Below are 25,275 nucleotides of genomic sequence, written 5' to 3' on the forward strand. Positions count from 1 at the left end.
ACGAAATCGCACCCGCGCTGACCAGTTTAGATTTGCAAAGTCTTGACGACACCGCGAAGCTGTGAACACGGTGCCCGAATTTCGCAAAATCCGGCTTTGCGAAAAACAGAGATTTTGAATAAGGACGCTGGCCATGCGGACGCAAAGCAAGCCCACAATAAGCCCGGCCACAGGCCCTCAAACCCGGCGCTATGCCTTTGTTTTGCTGGATAGTTTTTCCATGCTGTCGTTTGCCTCCGCGCTGGAATGCCTGCGGATCGCGAACCGGATGATGGGGCGTGAGGTCTACACCTGGACCCTGTTGGCTGAGGGCGGTCGCACGGTGAGTTGTTCGGCAGGAACATCCTTCCAGGTTGATGACGATCTGGTGGAATTGCAGCGCGATGACACAATTCTGTTGTGTTCCGGCATTTCGGTGCAGGAGGCCACCACGAAAAAGCTGCTGTCCTGGCTGCGCCGCGAAGCCCGCAAGGGACTGAAGATCGGGGGGCTGTGTACCGCTTCTTATTCTCTGGCGCGCGCGGGATTGCTGGATGGCAAGCGAGCGACGATTCACTGGGAAAATGCCGATAGTTTCAATGAGGAATTCGACGAGGTTGAGCTCACAAAGTCGGTGTTTGTCATTGATGGCAACCGGATGTCCACGGCAGGCGGGACCTCCTCCATCGATCTGATGCTGAAGCTGATTGCCAGCGATCATGGGGAGGATATCGCCAATTCCGTTGCTGACCAGCTGATCTATTCCTCGATTCGCACCGATCAGGACACCCAGCGCCTGTCGATTCCCACGCGGATCGGTGTGCGGCATCCGAAACTCTCCATGGTGATCCAGATGATGGAGGCCAACATCGAGGAGCCGATCAGCCCATCAATCCTGGCGCAGAATGTGGGCATGTCGACCCGTCAGCTTGAACGGCTGTTCCGCCGCTATCTGAACCGTTCACCGAAGCGCTATTACATGGAGCTGCGGTTGCAAAAGGCACGCAACCTGCTGATGCAGACCGATATGAGTGTGATCAATGTGGCACTTGCCTGCGGATTTGCCTCACCGTCGCATTTCTCAAAATGCTATCGTGCCCACTATGATACCACGCCATACCGTGAGCGCGGCAGCAAGTCGGCACCGCCTGCAATGTGATCATCCTACCTGTCTAGCGGGGCGCCGCCTATCAGCGTGACAGCCGGTAGATCGCGCCATCGGTTTCCGAGGCAAACCAAAGACTGCCGTCCGGGGCCTCGCGCAGGTCGCGGATGCGGCCGGTCTGATTGCTTTTGATCTGCTCGACCTCTTTCAGCGGGGCGCCTGACAGGCGCGCGATGTAGTCGAATTTGAGCGAACCAACGAAGATATCGCCGCGCCACTCCGGCCACATCTTGCCGGAGTAGACCAGCAGATTGGAGGGCGCGATCGACGGATCCCAGTAATACTCGGGCTGTTTCAGACCCGGTTTCTCCGTGCCTTCGCCGATTTTCAGCCCGGAATAATGGCGCCCGTACGAAATGATTGGCCAGCCGTAGTTGGCTCCCTTTTCGATACGGTTGACCTCATCTCCGCCACGGGCGCCATGTTCGACCGACCAGAGGCTGCCATCGGCGGCAAAGCTCAGCCCCTGCGGATTGCGGTGCCCATAGGACCAGATCTCGGGTTGAGCGCCCCGGCGTTTGATCAGGGGATTGCTGCGTGGCACGGAGCCTTCGGGTGTCAGCCGCAGAATACTGCCCTGATGTGATGCCAAAACCTGCGCCGATTGACGGTCACCGCGATCCCCAAGCGTGACATAGATATGGCCATCAGGCCCCTCCGCCAGTCGCGATCCAAAATGCCGACCACTGCTGACGGCGGGCGCCGCGACAAAGATATCCCGCAGCCCCTGCAATTGCGTGTTGCGTCGGGCCAGTTGGCCGGTGGCCACCGCAGTGGCGGCACCGCGTCCAACCCGTTTTGCATAGGTGAGGTAGATCTGCCGGGTTTGGGCGAAGGTCTTCGGGACCATCACGTCCAGCAAACCACCCTGCCCTTGATCGGCTACCTTCGGTGTTCCCTTGATCTGTGTCAGGCGGCCGTCGCTGAGGAGGCGGAGATTGCCGGCCCGTTCTGTGATCAGCAGCGAACCGTCGGGGAGAAAATCAAAGCCCCAGGGGATATCCAGCCCCTGCGCCATCTTCTCGATGCGTAGCGCGCCTTGGCTGCTGCTAAGCGCCTCCGCTGATGCCCCAGTCGCCAGCGCTAGCAGCACGGCCGCGCCAGACGTGATCCTGACAAGCCACGATGTGATGCCGCCCCTGCGGCTGGATGATCTGCGCCCAGAAAACGGGATGCGGAGACGCCCCAGCGCTGCCGCTGAAGACCGACCCGGATATATATGTGAATGACAGATTTGGATTCTTCGAATAGCGGGCCTTCTCATCTGCTGTCGCCTCTCGTTCAAACCACCCGGCGGGCGCCCTTGCTGCTCTGACAAGGTGCGCCTTATCAAAGACTAGCACGGTTTTGCATTCGACCCAATTTCAGGCGGTCCGAGCGTGGAAAACGACGCTGACGCAGGCACTTGCGACGTCAATGAAACTGGGCTGATCGCTGCTCTGACAGGGCTGCGCAGCCGCAGTTCCGCCTATGTGGCTGTGAACATTCTATTGTCAGCGGACCCACCAAAAAACCTGCTGATTGTTGGCGCTAGAGGCCTTTCCTTTTTTCGCGTGCTTGCCTAGGGTCCGATTTGAACAAATAAGTTCCAACAAATGGGAGTTTCAAAAATGAAAAAACTGATGATGGCCACAGCGGCCGCTGCCCTGACTGCTGGCACCGCATTTGCAGGTGGTCACGCCAAGGAAGTGAAACTGGGTGTCCTTCTCGGCTTTACCGGCCCGATTGAATCGCTGGCCCCTGCCATGGGTGCGGGTGCGGAACTGGCGATGGAAGAGGTCACCAAATCCGGCAAACTGCTGGACTCCGCCACGGTCACGCCTGTGCGCGCGGACACCGGCTGCATCGACAATGGCCTGTCCACCGCGAACGGCGAAAAACTGGTTGCTGACGGTGTGAACGGCATCATTGGCGGTGACTGCTCCGGTGTGACCGGCGCGATCCTGCAGAACGTTGCCATTCCGAACGGCATGGTGATGATCTCGCCCTCCGCCACCTCGCCGGGCCTGTCCTCGATGGAAGACAATGACCTGTTCTTCCGCACATCGCCGTCTGACGCCCGCGAAGGCCAGGTCATGGCAGAAGTGCTGAAAGAGCGTGGCATCAACTCCATCGCGCTGACCTACACCAACAACGACTACGGCAAGGGTCTGGCCGACGCGATCAAATCCTCCTTCGAGGAGGTGGGCGGCGAAGTCACCATCGTGACCGCGCATGAGGATGGCAAAGGCGACTACTCCGCAGAAGTTGCGGCGCTGGCTTCCGCTGGTGGCGATATTCTGGTTGTGGCCGGCTATCTGGACCAGGGTGGTCTGGGCATCATCCAAGCCTCGCTTGACTCCGGTGCATATGACACCTTCGGTCTGCCCGGCGGTATGATCGGTGACTCCCTGCCCAAGAACATCGGTTCGGATCTTGACGGCTCCTTCGGCCAGATCGCAGGCTCCGACAGCGAAGGCGCTGCCATCTATGCTGAGCTGGCCAAAGCCGCCGGTTTTGACGGCACCTCCGCCTATTCGCCGGAAAGCTATGATGCGGCAGCGCTGTTCATGCTGGCGATGCAGGCCGCGAACTCCAAGGATCCGGCCGATTATGGCTCCAAGATCCTCGAAGTGGCGAACGCACCGGGTGAGAAAATCAACCCTGGTGAGTTGGGCAAAGCGCTTGAGATTCTCGCGAATGGCGGCGACATCGACTATGAAGGTGCCACTGGCGTGGAGCTGATCGGCCCCGGTGAGAGCGCAGGCTCCTACCGTGAAATCGAAGTCAAGGACGGCGCCAACGCCACCGTGAAATTCCGCTGATCCCTTAACACCGGATCAAACCAAGATGATCAGCCCGGGTTCTGCCCGGGCTGTTCCAAATTCAAAAGCCGTCAAAAAGACGGTGGGGGATGAAATGACATGATCGTCGTCGAGGACTTGCACAAGCACTTCGGCGGGTTCCACGCGGTTGATGGCGCATCGCTAGAAATCGCTAAGGGCTCCATAACCGGTTTGATCGGGCCAAACGGCGCCGGAAAAACCACTCTTTTCAATGTAATCGCTGGCGTCCTTCCGCCCACCTCCGGGCGGGTAACGATGGATGGTGAGGATATCACCGGACTGCCGCCGCATGAGCTGTTCCACAAGGGATTGCTGCGCACCTTCCAGATCGCGCATGAATTTGCGTCGATGACGTGCCGCGAAAACCTGATGATGGTTCCGGGCACCCAATCGGGTGAAAGCCTGTGGAACACCTGGTTCGGGCGCAAACGCATCGCTGATGAGGAACGCGCGTTGCGGGCCAAGGCCGATGAGGTGCTGGAGTTTCTGACCATCAGCCATATCGCAGACCTGAAGGCCGGACAGGTTTCTGGCGGCCAGAAGAAGCTGCTGGAGCTGGGCCGTACCATGATGGTCGATGCCAAGATCGTCTTTCTGGATGAGGTCGGCGCCGGTGTGAACCGCACGCTGTTGTATACGATTGCCGACGCCATCAAGCGCCTCAACGAGGAGCGCGGATACACCTTTGTTGTGATCGAACACGACATGGAGTTCATCGGCCGCCTCTGCGATCCGGTGATCTGCATGGCTGAGGGCAAGAAGTTGGCACAAGGCACATTGAACGAGATCAAGGCCAATGAGCAGGTGATTGAAGCCTACCTCGGCACCGGGCTGAAAAACAAAGATAAACTGGAGGCGGGCGCATGAGCGACAATCCCTACCAGAACGATCATGGCAATCGTGACGCCTCGATCACCAACCCGCATGGCGCCGGGACAATGCAACCGGCGCATAGCAAAAGCGGGCCAACAACGAAGGTTGATGGCGGACCGTTCCTGATTGGCGACACCATGACCGGCGGCTACGGCAAGGGTCCGGACATTCTGCACGACTGCACGATTGCGGTCGACAAGGGCGAGATCGCGGTGATCGTCGGTCCCAACGGCGCCGGCAAATCGACCGCGATGAAAGCCGTGTTTGGCATGCTGGATGTGCGGTCTGGTGCTGTGCGTCTGGACGGTGAGGATATCACCCAGCTTACCCCACAGGACCGGGTGATCAAGGGCATGGGATTTGTCCCCCAGACCAGCAATATTTTCACCTCGATGACGGTGGAAGAGAACCTGGAAATGGGCGCGTTTATCCGTACGGATGATTTCTCCGACACGATGGAGCAGGTCTATGAGCTGTTTCCGATCCTGCGTGAGAAACGCAACCAGCCGGCTGGTGAGCTGTCCGGCGGGCAGCGCCAACAGGTGGCCGTGGGCCGCGCGCTGATGACCAAGCCGAAGGTGCTGATGCTGGATGAGCCCACAGCGGGGGTCTCGCCCATCGTCATGGATGAACTGTTTGACCGTATCATTGAGGTCGCTCGTACCGGGCTGCCGATCCTGATGGTTGAACAAAACGCCAAACAAGCGCTTGAGATCGCGGACAAAGGCTATGTGCTGGTGCAGGGGCGCAATGCCTATACCGGCACCGGTCAAGAGCTGCTCGCCGATCCCGAAGTACGCAAATCCTTCTTGGGGGGCTAAGAGATGGACTTCCTCAACGCCCTTGTGGCGCTTACCAATTTTGTCGGGGTTCCGGCAATCGCCTATGGCAGCCAGCTTGCGCTTGGTGCGCTTGGCGTGACACTGATCTATTCGGTGCTGCGGTTTTCGAACTTCGCCCATGGCGATACCATGGCCTTTGGCACCATGATCACCATTCTGGTGACCTGGTGGTTCCAGTCTATGGGCATCAGTTTTGGTCCCCTGCCAACCGCGCTGCTTGCGCTGCCTATTGGTATCGCGGGTTGTATGCTCTTGATGCTGATCACCGATCGCACCGTATATCGGTTCTATCGCGCGCAAAAGGCCAAGCCGGTGATTTTTGTCATGGTCTCGCTTGGCGTGATGTTCATGATGAACGGCCTAGTGCGATTCATCATCGGGCCGGGGGATCAGCGGTTTTCCGATGGCGAGCGGTTCATTATCTCTGCGCGGGACTTCAAGGCGCTGACTGGACTGCGCGAAGGTCTGGCAATCAAGACGACCCAAGGCATCACCGTGATCACTGCGGTTGTGGTTGTGGCGCTGTTGTTCTGGTTCCTGAACAAAACCCGTACCGGTAAATCCATGCGCGCCTATTCCGATAATGAGGATCTGGCGCTGCTCTCGGGCATCAACCCGGAACGCGTGGTGATGTACACGTGGTTGATCGTTGCGACCCTCGCGACCATTGCCGGTGTACTGTATGGTTTGGACAAATCCTTCAAACCCTTCACTTATTTCCAGCTGCTGCTGCCGATCTTTGCCGCCGCCATCGTTGGCGGTCTGGGCAGCCCCGTTGGTGCCATCGCGGGTGGGTTCATCATCGCCTTTTCCGAAGTGACGATCACCTACGCCTGGAAGAAGGTGCTGACCTATGTTGTGCCGGAAACGATGAAGCCGGATGGCCTCGTCCAGCTTCTGAGCACGGATTACAAATTCGCCGTGTCCTTTGCGATCCTTGTGGTCGTGCTTCTGTTCAAGCCCACGGGCCTTTTTAAAGGAAAAGTGGTATGAGCGAGACAGTCAAAACATCCCTGCTGTTTCTGTTTGTTGGTGTGCTGATCCTGCTCGAAGGCAGCACCAATTTCCTCTTCTTCTCCGGGTCTTGGAACTCGGCTCTGGTGATCCTCAATATGGGGTTGGTGTCGGCCATCATGGCGATTGGCGTCAACCTTCAGTGGGGTTTTGCAGGCCTGTTCAACGTTGGCATCATGGGGTTCGTAGCGCTTGGCGGTCTGGCAGTTGTGCTGGTGTCCACCGCGCCAACACCAGGCGCCTGGAGCCAAGGCGGCGTTGGGATCATCATGGCGCTGGCCATGGGGGCGATGACGCTGGTTGCGGCGGTCGCCACCATGCGGATGGTGCCCGCTGGCAAGCTGCGTATTGCGGTGCTGCTGGCGGTGCTGATCCTGGGCTTCGTGATCTACCGGGCGATCTTTGATCCGGCGGTGGCGGGCGTTGAGGCGATCAACCCCGCGCTTGAAGGCAATCTTGGCGGCCTTGGCCTGCCGGTGCTGCTGGCCTGGCCCGCAGGTGGCCTGCTGGCCGCCGGTGTTGCCTGGCTGATCGGCAAGACGGCGCTGGGTCTGCGCTCGGATTATCTGGCGATTGCGACGCTGGGGATCGCAGAGATCATCATCTCGGTTCTGAAGAACGAGGACTGGCTGTCGCGCGGCGTGAAGAATGTTGTCGGCCTGCCCCGGCCCCTGCCCTATGAGGTCGATCTGCAGAACGATGCCGCGTTTGTCGCCAAGGCTGCGGACTATGGTCTGGATCCGGTTCTGGCCTCCACGCTCTATGTGAAGCTGGGCTATTCGCTGTTGTTCACTGTTGTGTTGCTGGCGCTGCTATGGATGGCGCAGATGGCACTGAAGAGCCCCTGGGGCCGGATGATGCGCGCCATTCGCGACAATGAGGTGGCCGCCGAGGCGATGGGCAAGGATGTGACCCGCCGCCATCTGCAGATCTTCATTCTTGGCTCTGCGATTTGCGGTATTGCCGGGGCGATGATGACAACGCTGGACAGCCAGCTGACACCGGGCACCTATAATCCCTTGCGCTTCACCTTCCTGATCTGGGTGATGGTGATTGTCGGCGGGTCCGGCAACAACTTTGGCGCAGTGCTGGGTGGCCTGCTGATCTGGTTCCTCTGGATCAAGGTGGAGCCGATGGGCATCCTGCTGATTGAAACCGTGACGGCAGGCATGTCCGACACCAATGCGCTGAAGCTGCATCTGTTGGAAAGTGCGTCGCATATGCGTTTGCTGACCATGGGTCTGATCCTGTTGCTGGTCTTGCGGTTCAGCCCCCGTGGTCTGATCCCGGAACGGTAAAGTCGAAGGTGCGTAGCGGGTTCAATTACGGACCCTGAAAAAAAAACGCCGCCCGTGGATATCTCGGGCGGCGTTTTCTTTTGTTCTGGTGGCGCTCAGCGTCCCTTGAACAACCCACCAAGGATGCCACGCACAAGGCGCCGCCCAGTGGTGCCTTTCAGCTCCTTGATTACCGCTTCGGACATGGCTGAGGCAAAGCTGTCGCGCGGTTTCATCCGCCGCGACGACGACCGGCTGACGCGACTTCCCGAGTAGCGCCGCCCGGCGTTATACTCACGCGCCATCGGCTCCGGTGCGGCTTCGGCTGCCACCTCTGCGGCCTCAGCCTCGGCTGCGGCCTTGGCTGCGCGTTCGGCGAGGATTTCATAGGCGGAGCGCCGGTCGCTGGTCTGGTCGTACTTCCCAGCCATATCCGAGGTCTGCAGGAACGCCGCCCGCTCCGCTGCAGTGATTGGCCCCAGCTGAGAACTGGGCGGACGGATCAGCGTCCGCTCGACCACACCGGGAATGCCCTTTTTCTGCAGCATGGAGGTGACCGCCTCGCCGACACCAACCTCGCGAATGGCCTCCTCAGTCGAAAACCGGGGGTTCTCGCGATAGGTTTCCGCCGCCATTCGCAGGTTTCTGCGATCGCGCGCGGTGAAGGCACGCAAGGCGTGCTGGATGCGGTTGCCAAGCTGACCAAGGATGTCTTCCGGCACATCAGCCGGGTTTTGCGTGATGAAATAGATCCCGACCCCTTTGGAGCGGATCAGACGGGCCACCTGCTCCACCTTGTCGATCAGCGCCTTGGGGGCGTCATCAAACAACAGATGCGCCTCGTCAAAGAAGAAGACCAACTTCGGTTTGTCAGGATCCCCAACCTCCGGCAGTTCCTCGAACAGTTCACTGAGGAGCCACAGCAGAAATGTTGCATATAGTCCCGGTGCGGCCATCAGCTTGTCTGCGGCGAGGATATTGACCATGCCGTGCCCCTCCGCCGTGCAGCGCATCAGATCAGCGAGGTCTAGCGCAGGCTCGCCAAAGAGCTGCGCACCGCCCTGGTTTTCCAGCACCAGCAACCGACGCTGGATCGCCCCGATGGAGGCGGTGGAGACATTGCCGTAGCGCAGCGAGAGATCAGCGCGGTTTTCCCCGACCCAGACCAGCAGCGCCTGCAGATCCTTCAGATCCAGCAGCGCAAGCCCTTCCTCATCGGCCAGACGGAAGGCAATGTTCAGAATGCCTTCCTGTGCCTCGCTCAGCTCCAGCAATCGCGCCAGAAGCAGCGGCCCCATCTCCGCTACGGTGGTGCGCACCGGATGTCCCTGCTGGCCGTAGAGATCCCAGAAGGTGACCGGACAGGCGTGGTAGCGGTAATCATCGAAGCCGATTTTTTCCGCCCGGCTGGTAAAGGCGTCGTGCAGTTTGTGGGTAGCGCTGCCGGGTTTCGCAAGGCCGGAGAGGTCCCCTTTTACATCCGACAGGATAACCGGAACTCCGGCATTGGAAAAACTCTCTGCGAGGATCTGCAGGGTGACGGTTTTGCCGGTGCCGGTGGCCCCTGCAATCAGCCCGTGACGATTGGCGTATTTGAGCGTCAGCGCCTGTGGATCCGCATAGTTTTCAGCCCCACCCCCGATAAATAACTTGTCCTGCATGATCTGCCCCCGGCTGTTGTCATCCCGCACGCTGCGGTTTCTGTGAAATGAAAATACAAAATTAACCTTTGAATGCGAGAGTGATAATTGCCCGTCGACCATCATGCGGTTGGTTCGGCGGACATTTCCTCCCTGTCAGACTGGGCCGTGCTTCGGGCACGGCCTTTTTTTGTGCCGTGTTTCCGGGCAGTCCGGGACATTGCGCCTGCACGTCAGGCGTGTTTCGTGCCCATTGCGCGCGCGTCACGCGAAGGCGTCAATTAATCCCTCAACTGCGACATTTTTTTCTCTTTGCATGTTGACCGATGGCCGACCCTTTCGTAACGTCCTCCCAATAACTAAGTCGGCCAGTCCGACGGGGAGAAAAAATACGAAAAAGGGGGCATTTTTGCTCCCTTTTTTGTTTTAATCCAGCCGCTTCCATCTCTGACGTATAATCCGATCAATTCCCCGCCAGTGCTGGGGCGTCGGATGGTTATGGGACTGACACCGGGTTTCGGGCATGCTACATCGGGCCGATAACACAGGATAGATGAGGCAATCATGATCAAGTCCCTGACCCCGATGACCCTGGCCGCGCTGATGGCGCTGCCGCTGCCCGTGATGGCGCAGGACACCGCTGGGGCGGCCGAGACAGAAGAGAGCCAGCCCGCCGCAGAGGCCACGACGGAGGCCCCCAAGGCCGATGACGTCTTGGATCTTGGCCAGCCCGTACAGGACGGCCCGCAACTGGGCCAGCGCTATTCCAAAGAAACCCACGGTGATTGGGATCTGGCCTGCGTCAAGACCGAAGAAGACAACGACCCCTGCTCACTGCTGCAGATCATGACCGATGCGTCCGGGAACCCGATGGCGGAGTTTTCGATGTTCCGGATCAATCAGGAAGGCAGCCAGGCCGTCGCCGGCGCCACGGTCATCGTTCCGCTGGAAACGCTGCTGCCAGCGGCGCTGACCATCTCCATCGATGGCGCACCGGGCAAACGGTATAACTACTCGTTCTGCAACCCGATGGGCTGTGTGGCGCAGATTGGCCTTACCGAGACCGATATCGCAGCCTTCAAGAAAGGCAAGAAAGCCACATTGAGCCTGCGCCCGGCACCTGCCCCTGATCAGGTGATCAATATGGATTTGTCGCTAAGCGGCTTTACCGCCGGCTATAACGTTGTGGATGTGGTGAAACAGTAAACCGTCCGGCACAGACGCCCGAAACAGAAAACCGCCGCATCCGGGCTAGGATCGCGGCGGTTTTTTTATGTTATGCTGGTGGATATGGCGCTGGCCGTTCAGATCTTTCGCAGGGCCAGCACCGCGTTCAACCCGCCAAAGGCAAAGGCATTGCTGAGGGCGACAGTCACATCAGCCTGCCGTGCCTCATTCGGCACCACATCAAGCGCGCATTCGGGATCGGGTTCCTCATAGCCGATGGTGGGCGCCACGATACCGTCGCGCAGCGCCATGATGCAGGCCAGCAGTTCCACCGCGCCTGTGCCGCCGATCAGATGGCCGTGCATGGACTTGGTGGAGGAGATCATCAAATTATCAGCATGCGGACCAAAGACATCGGCCACGGCCGCGCACTCTGTCTTGTCGTTGGCGGCAGTTCCGGTGCCATGGGCGTTGACATAGCCGACATCTTCGGGGTTCAGCCTCGCATCCTGCAAGGCGCCTGCAATGGCCCGCGCCGCGCCTTGTTTGCTGGGCATCACGATATCGGCGGCATCTGATGACATGGCAAAGCCGATGACCTCACAGATGATATCGGCGCCGCGGGAACGGGCGTGTTCGTAGTCTTCGAAAACAAAGACACCGGCCCCTTCGCCCTGCACCATCCCATTGCGATTGGCGCTGAAGGGGCGGCAGGCATCGCGTGACATCACCCGAAGCCCCTCCCAGGCCTTCACCCCGCCAAAGCACAGCATCGATTCAGATCCGCCTGTAATCATCACCGGCGCCATACCGGAGCGGACCATTTGAAACGCCTGTGCCATCGCATGATTGGAGGAGGCGCAGGCGGTGGAGACCGTGAAACTCGGCCCCTTCAGATTGTGCTCCATGGACACATGGCTGGCTGCGGCGTTGTTCATCAACTTTGGAACGACGAAGGGATGGACCCGATTTTTCCCCGCCTCATAGACAGACCGATAGTTATCGTCCCAGGTCGAGACACCACCGCCTGCCGTGCCCAGTACCACGCCGGATTTCTGCGACAGCTCGCCATGAAATTCCAGACCCGATTGGTCTATCGCCTCTTTGGCGGCAGTCAATGTGAATTGGGTAAACCGGTCATAAAGGCTCATCTGTTGGCGATTAAAACGTCCCTCCGCCTCAAAGCCGCGCACCTGGCCCCCAATGCGGATGGACAGGCGATCAACATCCTGAAACTCAAGTTCGCCAATGCCGCAGCGCCCTTCGGCCATGGAGGCCATGGTCTCGGACACGGTGTGGCCAAGCGCGTTGATCGTGCCCATCCCGGTGATGACAACCCGGTTCATCCGTCGTCTCCAACCCGATCCCGCATAGTCATTTTTCTGAAATCAGCGTGTCGATACCTGCGATGATCGCCGCCACGTTGGAGATGTCGAAATCGCTTTTTTCCGGTTCATTGGCATTGAACGGAATGGTGATATCAAACTCTTCCTCGATGGCGAAGATGCTCTCAACGAGGCCGAGGCTGTCGATCCCCAGATCCTCCAGTGTGCTGTCGAGTGTCACATCCGACGGCTCCAGCACGGCCTGTTCGGCAATGATGGCGATGACCTTGTCCTGCGTGCTCATAGGGGACCCCTGATCAATGGTATTTTGCGTCATGTAGTGGCTGCGCCGTTATTTGAAAACCGCCTTCTTCAGCGCTTCAATGTCGCGCATCAGACGGCCCAGGCGCCGCTGCCCCTTATACATTTCGGTATGTGTCTCCATTTTGACAGCCGGATATCCCATCACCACGCGGCCTGCCGGAACATTGGACAGGATCTTGGTGCCGCCGCCTGCGATCACGCCATCACCGATGAAGAGATTGTCTGCAACGCCGGTCTGCCCGCCCAGAACCACGTTGTTGCCGATATCAACCGAACCGGAAATCCCGGTCTGTCCGCAGAGCAGGCAATCCCGGCCCACACGGGTGTTGTGGCCGACATGCACAAGGTTATCCAGCTTGCTGCCGTTGCCGATCACCGTGTTGCGGATGGTGCCGTTGTCGATGGTACAGTTGCTGCCAAGTTCGACATCATCGCCTATCTCCACGGCCCCGAGCGAATGGATGCGCAGCCAGCTTTGCGCTTTGCTTTCGCCCTGATCGCCCATTGTTTTGCGGGCAGTTTCCACGCCTGACACCTCAGGGGTGACATAGGAAAACCCATCACCACCAACCCGCGCGCCGGGTTGGGCACGAAACCGGTCGCCGATTGTGGCGCGCGCGCCAATGCTGACGGATTCGCGCAGCTGGGCGTTCTGGCCCAGGGTCACATCCGCTCCGATGTGGCATTGTGGGCCGATCACCGAGCCTGCACCAATGCGCGCGCCTGCGGCGATCACCGCCAGCGGGCCAACACAGACGCCCTCACCCAGTTCGGCGGTAGGGTCGACAACGGCACTGGGGTGAATGCCTGTGCCAAATCCCTGTCCGGGATCCAGCAGCCGGGTGATGCCGCCCATGGCCAAGCGGGGGCGTGGCGCAAAGATGGCCGCCTGTAGGCCCATAGTCTGCCAGTCGGCGCCTTCCCAGACCAGCGCCACACGGGCGCTGCCCTCGTCCAGGCTCTCGGCGTATTTGGGGGCCATCGCCATCGCCAGATCATCCGGCCCGGCGTCCTGAGGTTCAGCGGCCCGCAGCACCGTCAGATCCAGATCTCCCTCAGCCTCTGCCTGAAGCGAGGCGGCGATTTCGCGGACTGTAAACATGTCGGGCCCTTCCGGTCTGTTGCCTTTAGGCCCGAGGATTACCCTTGTACGCCCGGCAACACCACCCCTGCCCGTTCCAGCGCGGCCCATACCTTGGCGTCACGGCCATAGATATCGCGACGGTACTCTGGCTGCCCCTTCGGCGTTACAAAGGCGGTGCGATAGATAATGTGTACCGGCACCTTCTGATCCAGAACGACCTTGGTCTCTTTTCCGCTGTTCAGGATGCGGTGAAAGAAGTCCTTGGGGTTTTCAGTCTGGCGCGCCAGCAGAGCATACGCAAATTCAAAGGGTTGCGCGAGGCGGATACAGCCATGCGAGAAGGCGCGGACCTCCCGTTGAAAGAGGCTCTTCTGCGGCGTGTCATGCAGGTAGATATTGTATTTGTTCGGGAACATGAACTTGACCAGGCCAAGCGCGTTCTTACGGCTGGGTGGCTGGCGCATCGCAAAAGGGAACGTTCGCGCGGTATATTTGGAAAAATCAGCGGTGGCGCGATTCACCTTGCGGCCGCGGCTGTCGGTGATTTCGATGTGGCCGACCGCATTTGGGTTGTTGCGCAGCTTGGGCAGATATTCCTTGGTCACGATGGAGCGTGGAACATACCAGCTGGGGTTGATGACCATATGCTCCATCTCGTCGGAGAACTCCGGCGAGCGTCGGTCTGCATTGTCTTTGCCAATGACGGAGCGCGTCACAAAGGTCACTTCGCCGTTGTCGATAATCTTGGCAGTAAAGTCGGTTTGGTTCACCAGAACATGGCGGGTTCCGCGCTCCGGCGTCAGCCAGCGCTCACGCTCCATTGCGACAAGAACCGACTTCAGCCGCGCCGAGACCGGTTTGTTGATTTCCGCGAGGGTGCCGCCACCGGCAACACCATCAGCGTTAAGGCCATGGTCCGATTGGAACGCCTGAACCGCGCGTTCCAGCGCACCGTCATAGCTGCGCGCGGCACTGCGCGGAAGGTAGCCCATGGCGGTAAGGCGGTTGCGCAGCGCGATGACTGCGGGGCCGCTGTCTCCGCTCTCCAGTTTCTTGGCCGCGACCTGCGGCCCCCAACCACCTGCCTGCTGCAGCGCCTCCAGGCGCATCTTCTCACGCAGCAAGGCCTGATATTGGGCGCTTTGCGGGGCGAGGCTGCGCAGATAGGCAACCGGCGCCTGATCACGCATGCCAGCCAGGTAGGCGGCAAAATCAGGCTGATGTTTCTTGCGGACGATGCCATCATCAATTTGGCGCGGCTGCAGGAGCCCGGTTTGCAAATCACTGGCATAACCAACCAAGGCGCGGCTCATCGCTACCTCCGCCCGACCCAGATCACGCGTGGTCTGGACCGACTTCAATACGTCCATCAATGCGTTGATTTCCGATGTCCGATCCGGAAGCCCGTGCATCGGCGCCTCTCCCAAGGCACGGAACAATGCGGCGCGACGGGAACGGGCGGCATCATCACGCCCGGTCCAGATCGCGGTGTACCCCGCCTCACGGTAGAACTGTGCCACCGGATCGCTGGCCGAGGCCGCCTCGGCAACCGCTTGCTTAAACGCGGTCACCTGTGCGGTCGCACCATCCGGTGCACCGAGTGCAAAGCCGCCAAGCGCAAGCGCAAACAGCCCCGCCTTCAGCGTCGGGCCAACAGTCGAAATGGCACGGGTCACAATGACAGGCGACATATGGGTACGGTCCTCAAATGATTTGCTTTTCACAGTCTGTGGTTGCCTACATGAAATCCTGGTAAACGCCAGCCCTCGCTGTCCATTCACATTTTGATCAGCGCAAACAGGCAACAGGCACCTGCGTCTTATGGGTCGCAATAAGACGCATACGGCCCGTGGCGGCCACGACACATTGAGGGGAAATTAACCATTTATTTCCCTTTTGCGCAAAAAATTGCCGAAATTCACAGTTCATGTCGAGCTGCAACATTCAAAACTTGGCGCGCGATTCTGTATGTGCAATACAGTTCTCGCGTGGAAACAGGACCACACGGTGTCCGTAACATCGGGCACAGGCAGAGACTTCAGGCGTACGGGACAGCGCAGTGACAACAGCTACTACTGAAAAATCGGGTTTCTCCCGTCGTGCCCTATTGGGTGCGTTTGCGGCAACAACATTGGTCGCCGCTCCAACCTTCTCCAATGCAGCCGGCTTCTTGCGCGGCGCGGGCGACATCCGGCGGATCCGAATGTTCTCAGGCCGCACCGGTGAGCGGATCGATATGGTGTATTGGATTGACGGAAAATACATCAAGGACGCAGTGAAGGAAGTGAACCACTTCATGCGCGATTGGCGAAACGATCAGGTCAAGGAGATCGATCTGCGCACCATTGATATCATGGCTGCATCGCATAACCTCCTTGATGTGAACGAACCCTATATGATGCTGTCGGGGTATCGCAGCCCGAAAACCAACGCCATGTTGCGCAGCCGGTCGCGTGGGGTAGCGAAAAATTCCCTTCACATGCGCGGTCAGGCGGCAGATTTGCGCCTGTCCTCTCGCTCGGTGACGCAAATGGCCAACGCGGCAAAAGCATGCCGTGCGGGTGGTGTCGGTAAATACCGCGGGTCGAACTTTGTACACATGGACTGCGGTGTCGTTCGCAGCTGGAACGGCTGATACCGCGACCATTTCTGACCGCCTGTCCCGAGGCTCTGCAAACCCATGTTGTGACGCAACATGGGTTTTTTGCTGCGCGAGAACACGGTGCCCGAAAGGCGATTTTTCTGCGGAGTTCGCGGTGTGTCATGGGTGGTCCAAAGCAACTGCATACAGATGTACAAACGCCTGAATTGAATTATGGTTCCGGTGTTTTTTGCCATTGCAGACCCACCCTGTGACGGCTATACGACGCATATAGGCACCTGTAGCTCAGCTGGATAGAGCGCTGCCCTCCGAAGGCAGAGGCCAGAGGTTCGAATCCTCTCAGGTGCGCCAGATCTCCCAAGTCAGAACTGATTGCTGAGCATGTGCGCTGTTCGCGTGCAGCTGAACGGCGAGGGCTTGCCGGTCTGAGCGGCGGAAGTGGACGCTGCTCCGCTCACGCACTATTATTGGTTAATCCCGACAAATCCGGGGCGGGAGAGAGCGGCCTGCGTCCATGATGGAATGGTTTTACCCGTGGGTCGCTCGTTTTTGCTCTGACCGATCTGGTCGCTTTGACTACGCGGTTTGCGTCTGTGCCTGCTGTTGGCCACGCGAAACGCGGTGCGGGCGTTCACAAAAAAGGTCAGACCGAAGCCTGACCTTTCTTATTCTTGTCGCTGATCCCGGATCAGGCGCGGCGGCGGCGACCACCGGCGCGGCCTCCCCGGCCCCGGCCCTCTTCGCCTTCTTTTGCAGGCTCTTTGTTCGCCTTGATCCACTCCCCACCATGCGGGTCGTTGTTGGTCAGCAGGTTTGCGGCGCGGATGGCCTCCATTTCCTTGCCGGCGCGCGGCTTAGTGGAGCCCAGACCGAACATCTGAACAAAAGCTTCATCTTCCATGCCATCGGGGAGGATGATGCCCGCGGCCTCAACTTCAGCTTTCTTCTCTGCGATCTTTTTCTGAGTGATCGGCAGAGCAACCGGGTTCATGATTGCGGACGTCATGCCCGCGCCCATGGCCATCGGCAGGAAGGCGTTGTTGATGCCGTGACGGTTTGGCAGACCGAAGGAGACGTTGGAGGCACCACAGGTGGTGTTGACGCCCAGCTCTTCGCGCAGACGACGGACCAGAGCAAAGACCTGCTGGCCGGCAGTCGCCATCGCGCCAATCGGCATCACAAGTGGATCCACCACGATATCATGCGCCGGAATGCCGAAATCTGCGGCACGCTCGACAATCTTCTTTGCGACAGCGAAACGCACATCGGGATCTTCGGAAATTCCTGTGTCATCGTTGGAAATCGCCACCACAGGCACGTTGTATTTCTTAACCAGCGGCAGAACATGCTCGAGACGCTCTTCCTCGCCGGTGACGGAGTTCAGCAGCGGGCGGCCTTCAGCGGCTTGCAGGCCGGCCTCAAGCGCGCCGGGCACCGAGGAGTCGATGCAGAGCGGCGTATCGGTGAGGCCCTGCACCAGCTCCACGATCTTGGTCATCAGCGGCGGTTCGGTTTCATTCGGGTTCGGGTTTGAGTTGTAGACAACGCCCGCATTGATATCGAGGATATTGGCTCCCGCCATCACCTGCGCGAGCGCGTCTTTCTCAACCGTGGAGAAATCACCCGCTTCCAGCTCGGCCGCCAGTTTCTTGCGGCCGGTGGGGTTGATCCGCTCACCGATCACGCAGAACGGCTCATCAAATCCCAGGATTGCGGTTTTTGTCTTAGATTCTACGACAGTACGGGTCATTGTTTATCCTTGGGAATTGACTGGCTGCGCGGCTGCGCCGCCGTTGTTGATGGCCCAGGTGGCGTTGGTCTTGATGCCACCCAGCGGGAAGAAATGCACATTGGTGATGTTGAAATCGGGGTTGGCAGCCTTGTGGGCGGCCAGCTCGGCGATCACATCGGTCGGCTCATAGGGCAGCAGCAGTTTGGAGACATCCATCGCGCGCTTCTGCAGAACCTTCAACGAGGGGCCAACACCACAAGCGATGGCGAATTTGATCAGCGTCTGCAGCTTGGCCGGACCGGCGATACCGATGTGGATCGGCAGGTCAACGCCAGCAGCCTTGATGCTGTCTGCCCATTCGATAATTGGCTTAGCCTCAAAAGCGAACTGCGTGGCCAGCGCCATTTTTGCGTCCGTCCGCTCAGAGAATTTCTGTTTCCACAGAAGCGCATCAGAGACGTTCTTCATGCCGCCGTCGGGGTCGATATCCTTGTTGCCCTCGGGGTGGCCCGCCACGTGCAGATTGCTGAAACCGGCCTTGTCAAATAGCCCGGTTTCCAAAAGCTGCATGGAGCTGTCGAAGGCCCCATGCGGCTTGGCCACGCCGCCGGCCAGCAGCAGCGCCTGTTTGACATCAGCTTCGCCCTGATAGCGTGCGATCCAATCGGCCAGTGTCGCCTCATCCTGGATGATGCGGGCGGGGAAATGCGGCATCACCGGGAAACCCTCGGCGTTGATGCGCTTGGCGGTCTCCACCATCTCCTCAATTGGGGTGCCTTCGATATGGGCGATGTAGACGCGGGTGCCTGCGGGCAGCAGATCGCGGAAATTCTCGACTTTGGCGGCGGTGCGCGGCATCACCTCTATCGAGTAGTTTTCCAGAAAGGCCTCGACCTCGGGGCTGCTGGGCTGGACTGCGCCTGCATCGCGTTTCTTGAAGTTCAACAAAGCCATCGTGGCCTCCCATAAAGATGTCAGGCTTATGCCCATCCGTCGTTGGCGATCAGTGTCTTCAGACGGTCCTGATCATAATCCGCTTCCAGACGCTTGGCCTCGGCCTCTGCGATGTCTTCAGGCTCACCGTCCACCGCATAGGGTGCTGCCTTGCGCCACTCTGCGAGATAGGCATCGGCGTCCTTTGCATTCACCTTCATGGCGGCGCGGTCGATGGCTTGTTCAAACCGCTCTTCCAGTTGGCGTTTTGCCCCGCGGCGGCCTTTGCCGACGATGATCTGAGCGGGGATGTCGCGCCAGTATACGATGGTGACGTCGGGCATTGCCTTGGCTTCCTTTGCGTCTGTGTAAATGCGTTTCTAGTGTGGCATCGCCGGGCGCGTTCGTCGGATTTCGACCTGACATTGGTTCTGAGCGACCTTTTTCCGGGTCGCTTCTGGATAACAACGCGGCCCGGCGCTGGCTACTGCGTGGCTCCCTCATAATATTCAACAGCTTTATGAATTTGACCGGCAAAGCGTTCAAAACCGTTCAAAAAACGTCAATTCGCGTGACTGCAAATCGTCATTGGGGCGCTCGGCCCATCTTGCACGCAGCGATGTGCCCACATATGCTTGGATCAACACGATTATCGGAGGGCGTGAATCATGGCGCCCAGGCGTTCCAAAGGTGCGGGCGCATTTCCCCGAGCGGTAGAGAGCCCTGCACCGGCCCGCCCAGATCCTGATGCGCTCTATGCGGCGCTCGATCTGGGAACAAATAGCTGCCGGATGCTGATTGCCCAACCCAAGGGCAGCGGCTTTCATGTGGTGGACAGCTTCTCAAAGTCGGTGCAACTGGGCGCCGGTTTGGAGCGGACCGGGCGTTTATCGCGCGCGTCCATGGCGCGCACCATTCAGGCGCTTCGGATTTGTCAGCAGAAACTGAAGCGCAACCGCGTCAAACGGATGCGGCTGGTAGCGACCGAGGCCTGTCGCCGTGCCAAGAATGCGCGTGAGTTCATTCGCCAGGTGCGCCGCGAGACCGGCCTGACGCTGGAGATTATCCAACCAGAGGAAGAAGCGCGTCTGGCGGTGATCTCCTGTGCGCCATTGGTGTCGACCAAGACGGATCAGTTGCTGGTGGTCGATATCGGTGGTGGCTCTACCGAATTGGTCTGGATTGACATTTCTTCGATCCCGCGACGTGATCGCCCTTCGGCGATTATGCGGCTCCATGCGGGGTTTCACCCGGCAGAGAGCCCCTTCCCCGCCGCCAAGGTGGTGGACTGGATCTCCGTCCCTCTGGGGGTGGCGACGCTGCGCGATCAGTTCCACGATGTCGAAGACGACGCCGCACGGTTTGCGCTGATGAGCTGGTTTTTTGAGGAAAACCTTGCGGATTTTGCCCCCTATAAGGATGAGCAGACCCGGCAGGGGTTTCAGATCGTCGGAACCTCCGGCACGGTGACAACCGTTGCCGCCTCCCATCTGGGGCTGAAGCGGTACGACCGGACCAAGGTGGACGGGCTGCGGATGACCAGCGATCAGATTGACAAGGTGATCCGCTCTTATCTAGAACTCGGCCCTCAAGGGCGCCGCAGTGACCCGCGCATTGGCGAGGACCGTCAGGCGCTGATCATGTCCGGTGCGGCAATTCTGCAGGCCTTGTTGCGGTGCTGGCCGACAGATCGCCTGTCGGTGGCGGACCGGGGCCTGCGCGAAGGTCTGCTTTATGCACAGATGAGCGCCGATGGCGTGTTGGAAGACGGGCCGTTCTAAGGGCCCACAGAAATGATGCGTTCGACAACAGGTCCACTTGGGACCTCGGGCGACAAGGAACAGCGGATATGGCAAAAACACCCACGGGAAAAACACCCACTGGCAAAAACACCTCCGGGCGCGGGCAGCGTGATCTGAAGGTCAAGGTGAAGACCGCCCGTGGGCGCAAGCTCAGCTCAACCCGCTGGTTACAGCGGCAGTTAAACGACCCTTATGTGAAGCGTGCGCAGGCCGAAGGCTATCGTGGGCGCGCGGCTTACAAGATCATGGAAGTCGACGATAAATTTCGGTTTCTCATCAACGGCGCGCGGGTGGTTGACCTCGGTTGTGCGCCGGGTGGCTGGGCACAGGTCGCGGTCAAGCGGATCAACGCCTTGGGTGAAAAACCGGGTAAGGCGGTAGGCCGTATCATTGGCGTCGATCTGCAAGAGGTGGAACCGCTGCCCGGTGCCGAATTCCATCAACTGGATTTCATGGATGACGGTGCCGACGACAAAGTCAAAGAGTGGCTGGGCGGTAAGGCAGATGTGGTGATGTCAGATATGGCCGCGGCCAGCTCCGGTCACAAACAGACCGATCACCTGCGGATCATCTCCCTCTGCGAGACGGCAGCTTACTTTGCCTTCGATGTGCTTGAGGATGGCGGGACGTTTGTTGCGAAGGTGCTTGCCGGTGGCGCGGAGGGCGAGTTGCAGAAACTGCTGAAGCAGAAATTCACCAAAGTCTACCATGTCAAACCGCCGTCTTCGCGGTCCGATAGCTCCGAAAAATTCGTGGTTGCCACCGGTTTTCGCGGCGATGCATCAGAAGCTGCGGAAGACTAACGCCAGTTAGACGTGTTTCGGGTGGGGTAATGACCCCTGCCCCGGTGGTAGTCAGATCAGCGCGGCGCCACACTGCCAAAGGAGCGAAGCGCCATCGTCTGCAGGGCGAGCGTTTCCAGCGAAGTGCCTTCAGCACGCAGGGTCACACGAGGCATGTCCACACGCCTGGACGGCGTGCCCCCCATGCGGCGCGCAAGCAAGCGCTGGACCAATGGGCGGGCTGGAAATTTGTTTTGCAAAAAACGCATCTGATCCTCATACCATATGAGCTGTCGTGGCTTGTATGATCTGAGGATAGATAGATCACTGGGTCGTGATCGTGACCCAATTATGGCAAGACTGCCTTATTGTTGCAATTTGCGAAACAATTATGGCCAACGCGGCATGCTTGCGACTCGCCTAGTGACCCGCACTTTATCTTCAGGATGTCGGATGCAGTAGCACGCCGTTCAGCTCCGCTCCGAGGATCAAAATGGCAGAATTGAGATAGAGAAAGATCAGCGCCGCCATAGCTCCGGCAAGGCCGGCATAGGTGGCCGAATAGGCCGCAAAACTGCTGATGTAGATGGCGAAAGCCAGTCCCGCCGCCCACCACAGTACCACTGTCAATATCACTCCGGGCAATACCTGTGTAAACCGGTGGCGCTTTGCCGGGAGCAGCATGTGAAATGCAAATACCGCAATTAGCGGCACAGCGGCCACCAATATGCCATTAAGCCCGCTTTCCCAGTTGCGGGCGAGTGGAACCTGCGGAAAGAAACTGGCCAGATGGCGTGCATAGAGCGGTAGAATAAGTTCAAACACCGCCGCCGCCATAATGCCCGCGCCGCCGAGGATCACCAGGCCGATGCACAGGCCACGGGTTTTCCAGAATGGCCTGTGGTCCCGTTCATGATAGGCCTGAACCATCGCCAACCGCACCGCATCGACCCCGTTTGAGGCAAAGTAGATCGCAATCACACCCCCCAATGTCACCACCCCCGTCGAGGAGGTCGCCAGGACGGAATAAACCTCGCGCACAATCGGATCAGAGACGCTTTCAGGCCATGAGCCGAAAACCAGTTCGACCAAGTTCTTCAGGTCAATCGCCTCGGAGAACGACCCTGCCACCGCACCAGTCAGCGCCACCGTGAACAGAATGAACGGAAACAGGGCCAGCATGAGTGACATGGCGATATGACTGCTCAGCACCCAGCCGTTCTTGTCGTTGAACCGCTTTGCGGCCAGATACAAGGCATAGGCGCCGGGCTTGACATAGGGACGGATGTTCATGGGAAACGGTCTCATAGCTTGGATCGAAAAACCAGCCCTTTCAGAGAGATATGGCCAAACCAATCCACCAGATGTAGGGTCGAGCTCAAGATGAGCCATAGGATAGCATTGAGATGTTTGAGGTCGTTTTAAGCACATCTGGGCTGCTGTTGATGTGGGGGCTTGCAGGGCTTGCCTCTCTCAAGGCGGCGCGCACGGCCCGCACACCTCAGGGCGCTATTGGCTGGGTGGTGTTTCTACTGTCAGCGCCGCTGCTGGCGCTGCCACTGTTTTTCTTTTTCGGGCAGCGCAAATTCTCCAGCTACCGTGCGACACGGCGGGAGGCGGAACGGGTGCTTAATGCGCTGCGCGTCTATTCCACCCGTTATACTCAGGACCGAGATCAACTTGCAGTGAATCAGGCGCCCTTCGAACAGCTTGCCGGATATCCGGTCTGTCGGGGCAACAGCTTCGAGCTGCTGATCGACGGCACCGATATCAGCGATGCCATCATCGAAGCCATTGATGTAGCTGAAGACTACGTGCTGGTTCACTTCTACATCGTGCGGGACGATCAGATTGGCCAGCGGTTCAAATCGGCGCTTATCCGGGCGTCTTCTAGGGGTGTGGCCGTCTGGTTCATGACAGACGCGGTTGGCAGTCACGGGCTTTCACATCAATACCGTGCGGATCTGGACGCGGCAGGTGTCAACCAGGTTGACCCCAGCACGCGGCCCGGCCCCAAACATCGCTTTCACCTCAACTTTCGAAACCACCGCAAGACAGTGATTGTCGATGGTCGGGTTGGTTTTACCGGTGGGATGAATATTGGTGATGAGTATATGGGTCGCGATCCCAAATTTGGCGACTGGCGCGATACACAGGTGCGGCTCAAAGGGCCTGTGGTCCAGCAATTGCAGCTTGGCTATGCCGAAGATTGGTTCTGGTTGACGGAGGATCCGATCCTTGACCTGCTGACTTGGGAGTGTGCGCCAGTGGCTGAGGGGGGGAAACCTGCACTGGTGGTCGAAACAGGCCCTGGCGACAACACCGTAAACGGCTCGATGTTGTATTTCTCTGCAATTACCGCTGCGCAGTCGCGGGTCTGGCTGTCATCGCCATATTTTGTGCCAGATCAGGATGTTGTGGCTGCGTTGAAAAACGCCGCCCTGCGCGGCGTTGATGTGCGCATCTTGTTGACGGATACTGTGGATCACTACGCCCCATGGCTAGCTGCTTACGCCTATTTCGACGACCTGCGCGACGTCGGCATCAAAATATATCGGTATCAAGCCGGGTTTCTTCACCAGAAGGCGTTTGTGGTGGATGACAGCATTGCGGCGGTGGGTACGATGAACCTCGACAACCGGTCATTCCGGTTGAATTTCGAGAGCATGGCGCTGTGTTTTGATAGCGAGACCGCAGATCAGGTAGCCGACATGCTGGAGCAAGACATGGCGTCTGCGCGCCTTTTAACGAAAGCTCTGGAGGCGCAACCGCCGACAATCCGTTTTGGCGCGCCGGTTGCCCGTCTGCTGGCCCCTGTCCTTTAAACTCAGACCGCGAACTCTTAGCGCTCGCTGACAGGCGCCGTATCTTCCAAGAGGAAGACTTCACGCAGGGCAGCGACCAGAAACGCCGTACTGATGCCAAAGGCAAAAAGACCCGTTACCGCACCAAAGGCCGCGAATATTCGCATTCCCTCGCCCAGAACGATATCGCCGTAGCCCAGCGTTGTATAAGTCGCGAGCGAAAAATAAATCGCGGTATTCCAATCACCTATGGCGCCGGAAAAGATCAGCGCCGTGGCCCAGATCCAGACCTGCAGGGTATGGGCAAAGACAATCAGGCCAATTGCCACCGCAAGTATAGCACTAATCTGCACAAAGTGCCGCCCGCGCTGCAGAACACCAAGTCGTTTGCGCAAGACATGAATACAGAGGACCAGCAATCCGGCTTCGACCACCAGACAAATACCAAGGTACAGGCTGCCTAGCAGCAGCTGTTGGATGAGTGTCATGAGCCCTGCCCCTCATACGCCGAGTTTCACGCGGTTGGCATCCGCATATCTTGCGACCGAGCCGGCCTAGATCGCGGCTTTGTGCAGTCTATTCACTCAGCGTTGGGACATGCAATCGCGATAATGCTGCTTGACCAGTCGTTTGCGGCGCGCCTCTGGTGTATTGAAATAATCGTCACGATCCTCGGCCTCCGACCCACGACGGGATCCGGCGCTGCGGACCTTGCCATCCTGCACGCTGATACCAATACGGGCGGTGCCGGAGAACGTGATCCCGACGCGATCATTGCCCAGCCGCAGGTGATCGGTGGCATCACTGCGGGGTGCCCCTGCATAGGCCTCGGCCCGGCTGCGGCACTGCGCCTCGCGACTGGTGTTTCCTGTTTCCGCCAGAGCGGGCTGGCCCAGACAGAATGCCAGCATGGCCAGTGCGACAATTTCACAGCGGTGACGGGATGGCAGTGGGAGCAGCGACATGGCAAAACCTGATTTAAGCAGCCCGCTAAAATGACATGGGCATTGCTCAAATGGGGGCTAGATCCCTTCGGGTCAATGCTGTGCAGTGTGCGGGCGCAGTCTATGTCGGCGGCAGGCTTCTGCGGCTCGGGGCTGAACAA

The 25,275-nt window shown here is 58.9% G+C and carries 23 protein-coding genes and 1 tRNA gene; 12 read left to right on the forward strand and 12 right to left on the reverse strand.

The genetic code is table 11. The features are described from left to right. Positions 1-133 precede the first annotated feature (133 nt). Positions 134-1,138 carry a GlxA family transcriptional regulator gene (locus phaeop14_RS07415; RefSeq protein WP_040178521.1) on the forward strand — a complete coding sequence of 335 codons (1,005 nt, stop codon included), beginning with the start codon at positions 134-136 and terminating at the stop codon, positions 1,136-1,138. A 31-nt stretch (positions 1,139-1,169) separates the two neighbouring features. On the opposite strand, the gene phaeop14_RS07420 is transcribed toward phaeop14_RS07415, so the two are convergent. Next, positions 1,170-2,237: a PQQ-dependent sugar dehydrogenase gene (locus phaeop14_RS07420; RefSeq protein WP_416011332.1), complete on the reverse strand. Its 1,068-nt coding sequence runs from the start codon at positions 2,235-2,237 to the stop codon at positions 1,170-1,172. 517 nt (positions 2,238-2,754) lie between these two features. Between phaeop14_RS07420 and phaeop14_RS07430 the strand changes: the two genes are divergently transcribed. The 5 genes from phaeop14_RS07430 to phaeop14_RS07450 all read left to right on the forward strand — a co-directional run bounded on the left by phaeop14_RS07430 (position 2,755) and on the right by phaeop14_RS07450 (position 7,996). After that, the gene (locus phaeop14_RS07430; protein ID WP_040169144.1) at positions 2,755-3,948 is read left to right on the forward strand and encodes an ABC transporter substrate-binding protein; all 1,194 of its coding nucleotides are present in this window, start codon (positions 2,755-2,757) and stop codon (positions 3,946-3,948) included. A gap of 99 nt (positions 3,949-4,047) precedes the next feature. Then, the gene (locus phaeop14_RS07435) at positions 4,048-4,836 is read left to right on the forward strand and encodes an ABC transporter ATP-binding protein (protein WP_040169146.1); all 789 of its coding nucleotides are present in this window, start codon (positions 4,048-4,050) and stop codon (positions 4,834-4,836) included. After that, positions 4,833-5,663 (forward strand): ABC transporter ATP-binding protein, encoded by an 831-nt coding sequence (locus phaeop14_RS07440; protein ID WP_082035283.1) that lies wholly within the window; start codon positions 4,833-4,835, stop codon positions 5,661-5,663. Before phaeop14_RS07435 ends, phaeop14_RS07440 begins: the two co-directional genes overlap by 4 nt. 3 nt (positions 5,664-5,666) lie before the next feature. Continuing rightward, entirely contained in the window at positions 5,667-6,677 is a 1,011-nt protein-coding gene (locus tag phaeop14_RS07445; protein ID WP_040169148.1) for a branched-chain amino acid ABC transporter permease, read from the forward strand. Next, positions 6,674-7,996 (forward strand): branched-chain amino acid ABC transporter permease, encoded by a 1,323-nt coding sequence (locus phaeop14_RS07450; RefSeq protein WP_040169149.1) that lies wholly within the window; start codon positions 6,674-6,676, stop codon positions 7,994-7,996. The genes phaeop14_RS07445 and phaeop14_RS07450 overlap by 4 nt, the downstream gene beginning before the upstream one ends. Positions 7,997-8,091: 95 nt before the next feature. Here the strand turns inward: phaeop14_RS07450 and phaeop14_RS07455 are convergent, their stop codons facing one another. Next, entirely contained in the window at positions 8,092-9,636 is a 1,545-nt protein-coding gene (locus phaeop14_RS07455; RefSeq protein ID WP_096790253.1) for a helicase HerA-like domain-containing protein, read from the reverse strand. Between the two features lie 543 nt (positions 9,637-10,179). Here phaeop14_RS07455 and phaeop14_RS07460 point away from each other — a divergent pair. Continuing rightward, entirely contained in the window at positions 10,180-10,821 is a 642-nt protein-coding gene (locus tag phaeop14_RS07460) for an invasion associated locus B family protein (RefSeq protein WP_040169150.1), read from the forward strand. Positions 10,822-10,919: 98 nt separating this feature from the next. Here the strand turns inward: phaeop14_RS07460 and phaeop14_RS07465 are convergent, their stop codons facing one another. Genes phaeop14_RS07465 through phaeop14_RS07480 form a run of 4 tightly spaced genes read right to left on the reverse strand, consistent with a single transcriptional unit; the run spans position 10,920 to position 15,206 of the window. Next, the gene (locus tag phaeop14_RS07465; RefSeq protein ID WP_040178524.1) at positions 10,920-12,128 is read right to left on the reverse strand and encodes a beta-ketoacyl-[acyl-carrier-protein] synthase family protein; all 1,209 of its coding nucleotides are present in this window, start codon (positions 12,126-12,128) and stop codon (positions 10,920-10,922) included. A gap of 28 nt (positions 12,129-12,156) precedes the next feature. After that, on the reverse strand, positions 12,157-12,411 hold the full coding sequence (locus phaeop14_RS07470) for an acyl carrier protein (RefSeq protein WP_024097235.1): 255 nt from the start codon (positions 12,409-12,411) through the stop codon (positions 12,157-12,159). Positions 12,412-12,459: 48 nt separating this feature from the next. Next, the gene (lpxD, locus tag phaeop14_RS07475; protein WP_096789173.1) at positions 12,460-13,533 is read right to left on the reverse strand and encodes a UDP-3-O-(3-hydroxymyristoyl)glucosamine N-acyltransferase; all 1,074 of its coding nucleotides are present in this window, start codon (positions 13,531-13,533) and stop codon (positions 12,460-12,462) included. A gap of 38 nt (positions 13,534-13,571) precedes the next feature. Beyond that, positions 13,572-15,206, reverse strand: a complete 1,635-nt coding sequence (locus phaeop14_RS07480) for a L,D-transpeptidase family protein (RefSeq protein ID WP_096789174.1) — start codon at positions 15,204-15,206, stop codon at positions 13,572-13,574. 368 nt (positions 15,207-15,574) lie between these two features. On the opposite strand from phaeop14_RS07480, the gene mepK reads away from it, so the two are divergent. Next, positions 15,575-16,150 carry a peptidoglycan L,D-endopeptidase MepK gene (mepK, locus tag phaeop14_RS07485; RefSeq protein ID WP_040169153.1) on the forward strand — a complete coding sequence of 192 codons (576 nt, stop codon included), beginning with the start codon at positions 15,575-15,577 and terminating at the stop codon, positions 16,148-16,150. Between the two features lie 241 nt (positions 16,151-16,391). Beyond that, positions 16,392-16,468 (forward strand) — tRNA-Arg (locus phaeop14_RS07490). A gap of 337 nt (positions 16,469-16,805) precedes the next feature. Here the strand turns inward: phaeop14_RS07490 and phaeop14_RS07495 are convergent. From phaeop14_RS07495 to phaeop14_RS07505, 3 genes are read right to left on the reverse strand one after another with little or no spacing between them, the layout of a single operon-like run. Then, positions 16,806-17,867, reverse strand: a complete 1,062-nt coding sequence (locus tag phaeop14_RS07495; protein ID WP_040169156.1) for a methyltetrahydrofolate cobalamin methyltransferase — start codon at positions 17,865-17,867, stop codon at positions 16,806-16,808. A 3-nt stretch (positions 17,868-17,870) separates the two neighbouring features. Continuing rightward, positions 17,871-18,803: a methylenetetrahydrofolate reductase gene (locus phaeop14_RS07500; protein ID WP_096789175.1), complete on the reverse strand. Its 933-nt coding sequence runs from the start codon at positions 18,801-18,803 to the stop codon at positions 17,871-17,873. A 26-nt stretch (positions 18,804-18,829) separates the two neighbouring features. After that, entirely contained in the window at positions 18,830-19,126 is a 297-nt protein-coding gene (locus phaeop14_RS07505; protein ID WP_096789176.1) for a virulence factor, read from the reverse strand. A 324-nt stretch (positions 19,127-19,450) separates the two neighbouring features. On the opposite strand from phaeop14_RS07505, the gene phaeop14_RS07510 reads away from it, so the two are divergent. Together phaeop14_RS07510 and phaeop14_RS07515 are read left to right on the forward strand one after the other, a co-directional pair. Next, a complete protein-coding gene (locus phaeop14_RS07510) occupies positions 19,451-20,563 on the forward strand; it encodes a Ppx/GppA phosphatase family protein (protein ID WP_014874712.1) in 1,113 nt (370 codons plus the stop codon). A gap of 68 nt (positions 20,564-20,631) precedes the next feature. Beyond that, positions 20,632-21,387 carry an RlmE family RNA methyltransferase gene (locus tag phaeop14_RS07515; protein WP_040169161.1) on the forward strand — a complete coding sequence of 252 codons (756 nt, stop codon included), beginning with the start codon at positions 20,632-20,634 and terminating at the stop codon, positions 21,385-21,387. 420 nt (positions 21,388-21,807) lie between these two features. On the opposite strand, the gene phaeop14_RS07525 is transcribed toward phaeop14_RS07515, so the two are convergent. Then, a complete protein-coding gene (locus phaeop14_RS07525) occupies positions 21,808-22,659 on the reverse strand; it encodes a YihY/virulence factor BrkB family protein (protein WP_040169166.1) in 852 nt (283 codons plus the stop codon). A 113-nt stretch (positions 22,660-22,772) separates the two neighbouring features. Here phaeop14_RS07525 and cls point away from each other — a divergent pair, with 113 nt between their 5' ends. Next, positions 22,773-24,191 (forward strand): cardiolipin synthase, encoded by a 1,419-nt coding sequence (cls, locus tag phaeop14_RS07530; protein ID WP_096789178.1) that lies wholly within the window; start codon positions 22,773-22,775, stop codon positions 24,189-24,191. Between the two features lie 17 nt (positions 24,192-24,208). On the opposite strand, the gene phaeop14_RS07535 is transcribed toward cls, so the two are convergent. Both phaeop14_RS07535 and phaeop14_RS07540 read right to left on the reverse strand, forming a co-directional pair. Then, positions 24,209-24,658, reverse strand: a complete 450-nt coding sequence (locus phaeop14_RS07535; protein ID WP_040169171.1) for a potassium channel family protein — start codon at positions 24,656-24,658, stop codon at positions 24,209-24,211. Between the two features lie 96 nt (positions 24,659-24,754). Beyond that, the gene (locus phaeop14_RS07540) at positions 24,755-25,135 is read right to left on the reverse strand and encodes a hypothetical protein (protein WP_040178528.1); all 381 of its coding nucleotides are present in this window, start codon (positions 25,133-25,135) and stop codon (positions 24,755-24,757) included. Positions 25,136-25,275 lie beyond the last annotated feature (140 nt).

The organism is Phaeobacter piscinae (assembly GCF_002407245.1).
Taxonomy (GTDB): Bacteria; Pseudomonadota; Alphaproteobacteria; order Rhodobacterales; family Rhodobacteraceae; genus Phaeobacter; species Phaeobacter piscinae.

What these genes read in the sequence shown, in the direction of transcription:
- phaeop14_RS07415 (WP_040178521.1), top strand. Translation starts at nt 134, where the DNA reads ATGCGGACGCAAAGCAAGCCCACAATAAGCCCGGCCACAGGCCCTCAA.
- phaeop14_RS07430 (WP_040169144.1), top strand. Translation starts at nt 2,755, where the DNA reads ATGAAAAAACTGATGATGGCCACAGCGGCCGCTGCCCTGACTGCTGGC.
- phaeop14_RS07435 (WP_040169146.1), top strand. Translation starts at nt 4,048, where the DNA reads ATGATCGTCGTCGAGGACTTGCACAAGCACTTCGGCGGGTTCCACGCG.
- phaeop14_RS07440 (WP_082035283.1), top strand. Translation starts at nt 4,833, where the DNA reads ATGAGCGACAATCCCTACCAGAACGATCATGGCAATCGTGACGCCTCG.
- phaeop14_RS07445 (WP_040169148.1), top strand. Translation starts at nt 5,667, where the DNA reads ATGGACTTCCTCAACGCCCTTGTGGCGCTTACCAATTTTGTCGGGGTT.
- phaeop14_RS07450 (WP_040169149.1), top strand. Translation starts at nt 6,674, where the DNA reads ATGAGCGAGACAGTCAAAACATCCCTGCTGTTTCTGTTTGTTGGTGTG.
- phaeop14_RS07455 (WP_096790253.1), bottom strand. Translation starts at nt 9,636, where the DNA reads ATGCAGGACAAGTTATTTATCGGGGGTGGGGCTGAAAACTATGCGGAT.
- phaeop14_RS07460 (WP_040169150.1), top strand. Translation starts at nt 10,180, where the DNA reads ATGATCAAGTCCCTGACCCCGATGACCCTGGCCGCGCTGATGGCGCTG.
- phaeop14_RS07465 (WP_040178524.1), bottom strand. Translation starts at nt 12,128, where the DNA reads ATGAACCGGGTTGTCATCACCGGGATGGGCACGATCAACGCGCTTGGC.
- phaeop14_RS07470 (WP_024097235.1), bottom strand. Translation starts at nt 12,411, where the DNA reads ATGAGCACGCAGGACAAGGTCATCGCCATCATTGCCGAACAGGCCGTG.
- lpxD (WP_096789173.1), bottom strand. Translation starts at nt 13,533, where the DNA reads ATGTTTACAGTCCGCGAAATCGCCGCCTCGCTTCAGGCAGAGGCTGAG.
- phaeop14_RS07480 (WP_096789174.1), bottom strand. Translation starts at nt 15,206, where the DNA reads ATGTCGCCTGTCATTGTGACCCGTGCCATTTCGACTGTTGGCCCGACG.
- phaeop14_RS07495 (WP_040169156.1), bottom strand. Translation starts at nt 17,867, where the DNA reads ATGACCCGTACTGTCGTAGAATCTAAGACAAAAACCGCAATCCTGGGA.
- phaeop14_RS07500 (WP_096789175.1), bottom strand. Translation starts at nt 18,803, where the DNA reads ATGGCTTTGTTGAACTTCAAGAAACGCGATGCAGGCGCAGTCCAGCCC.
- phaeop14_RS07505 (WP_096789176.1), bottom strand. Translation starts at nt 19,126, where the DNA reads ATGCCCGACGTCACCATCGTATACTGGCGCGACATCCCCGCTCAGATC.
- phaeop14_RS07510 (WP_014874712.1), top strand. Translation starts at nt 19,451, where the DNA reads ATGGCGCCCAGGCGTTCCAAAGGTGCGGGCGCATTTCCCCGAGCGGTA.
- phaeop14_RS07515 (WP_040169161.1), top strand. Translation starts at nt 20,632, where the DNA reads ATGGCAAAAACACCCACGGGAAAAACACCCACTGGCAAAAACACCTCC.
- phaeop14_RS07525 (WP_040169166.1), bottom strand. Translation starts at nt 22,659, where the DNA reads ATGAACATCCGTCCCTATGTCAAGCCCGGCGCCTATGCCTTGTATCTG.
- cls (WP_096789178.1), top strand. Translation starts at nt 22,773, where the DNA reads ATGTTTGAGGTCGTTTTAAGCACATCTGGGCTGCTGTTGATGTGGGGG.
- phaeop14_RS07535 (WP_040169171.1), bottom strand. Translation starts at nt 24,658, where the DNA reads ATGACACTCATCCAACAGCTGCTGCTAGGCAGCCTGTACCTTGGTATT.
- phaeop14_RS07540 (WP_040178528.1), bottom strand. Translation starts at nt 25,135, where the DNA reads ATGTCGCTGCTCCCACTGCCATCCCGTCACCGCTGTGAAATTGTCGCA.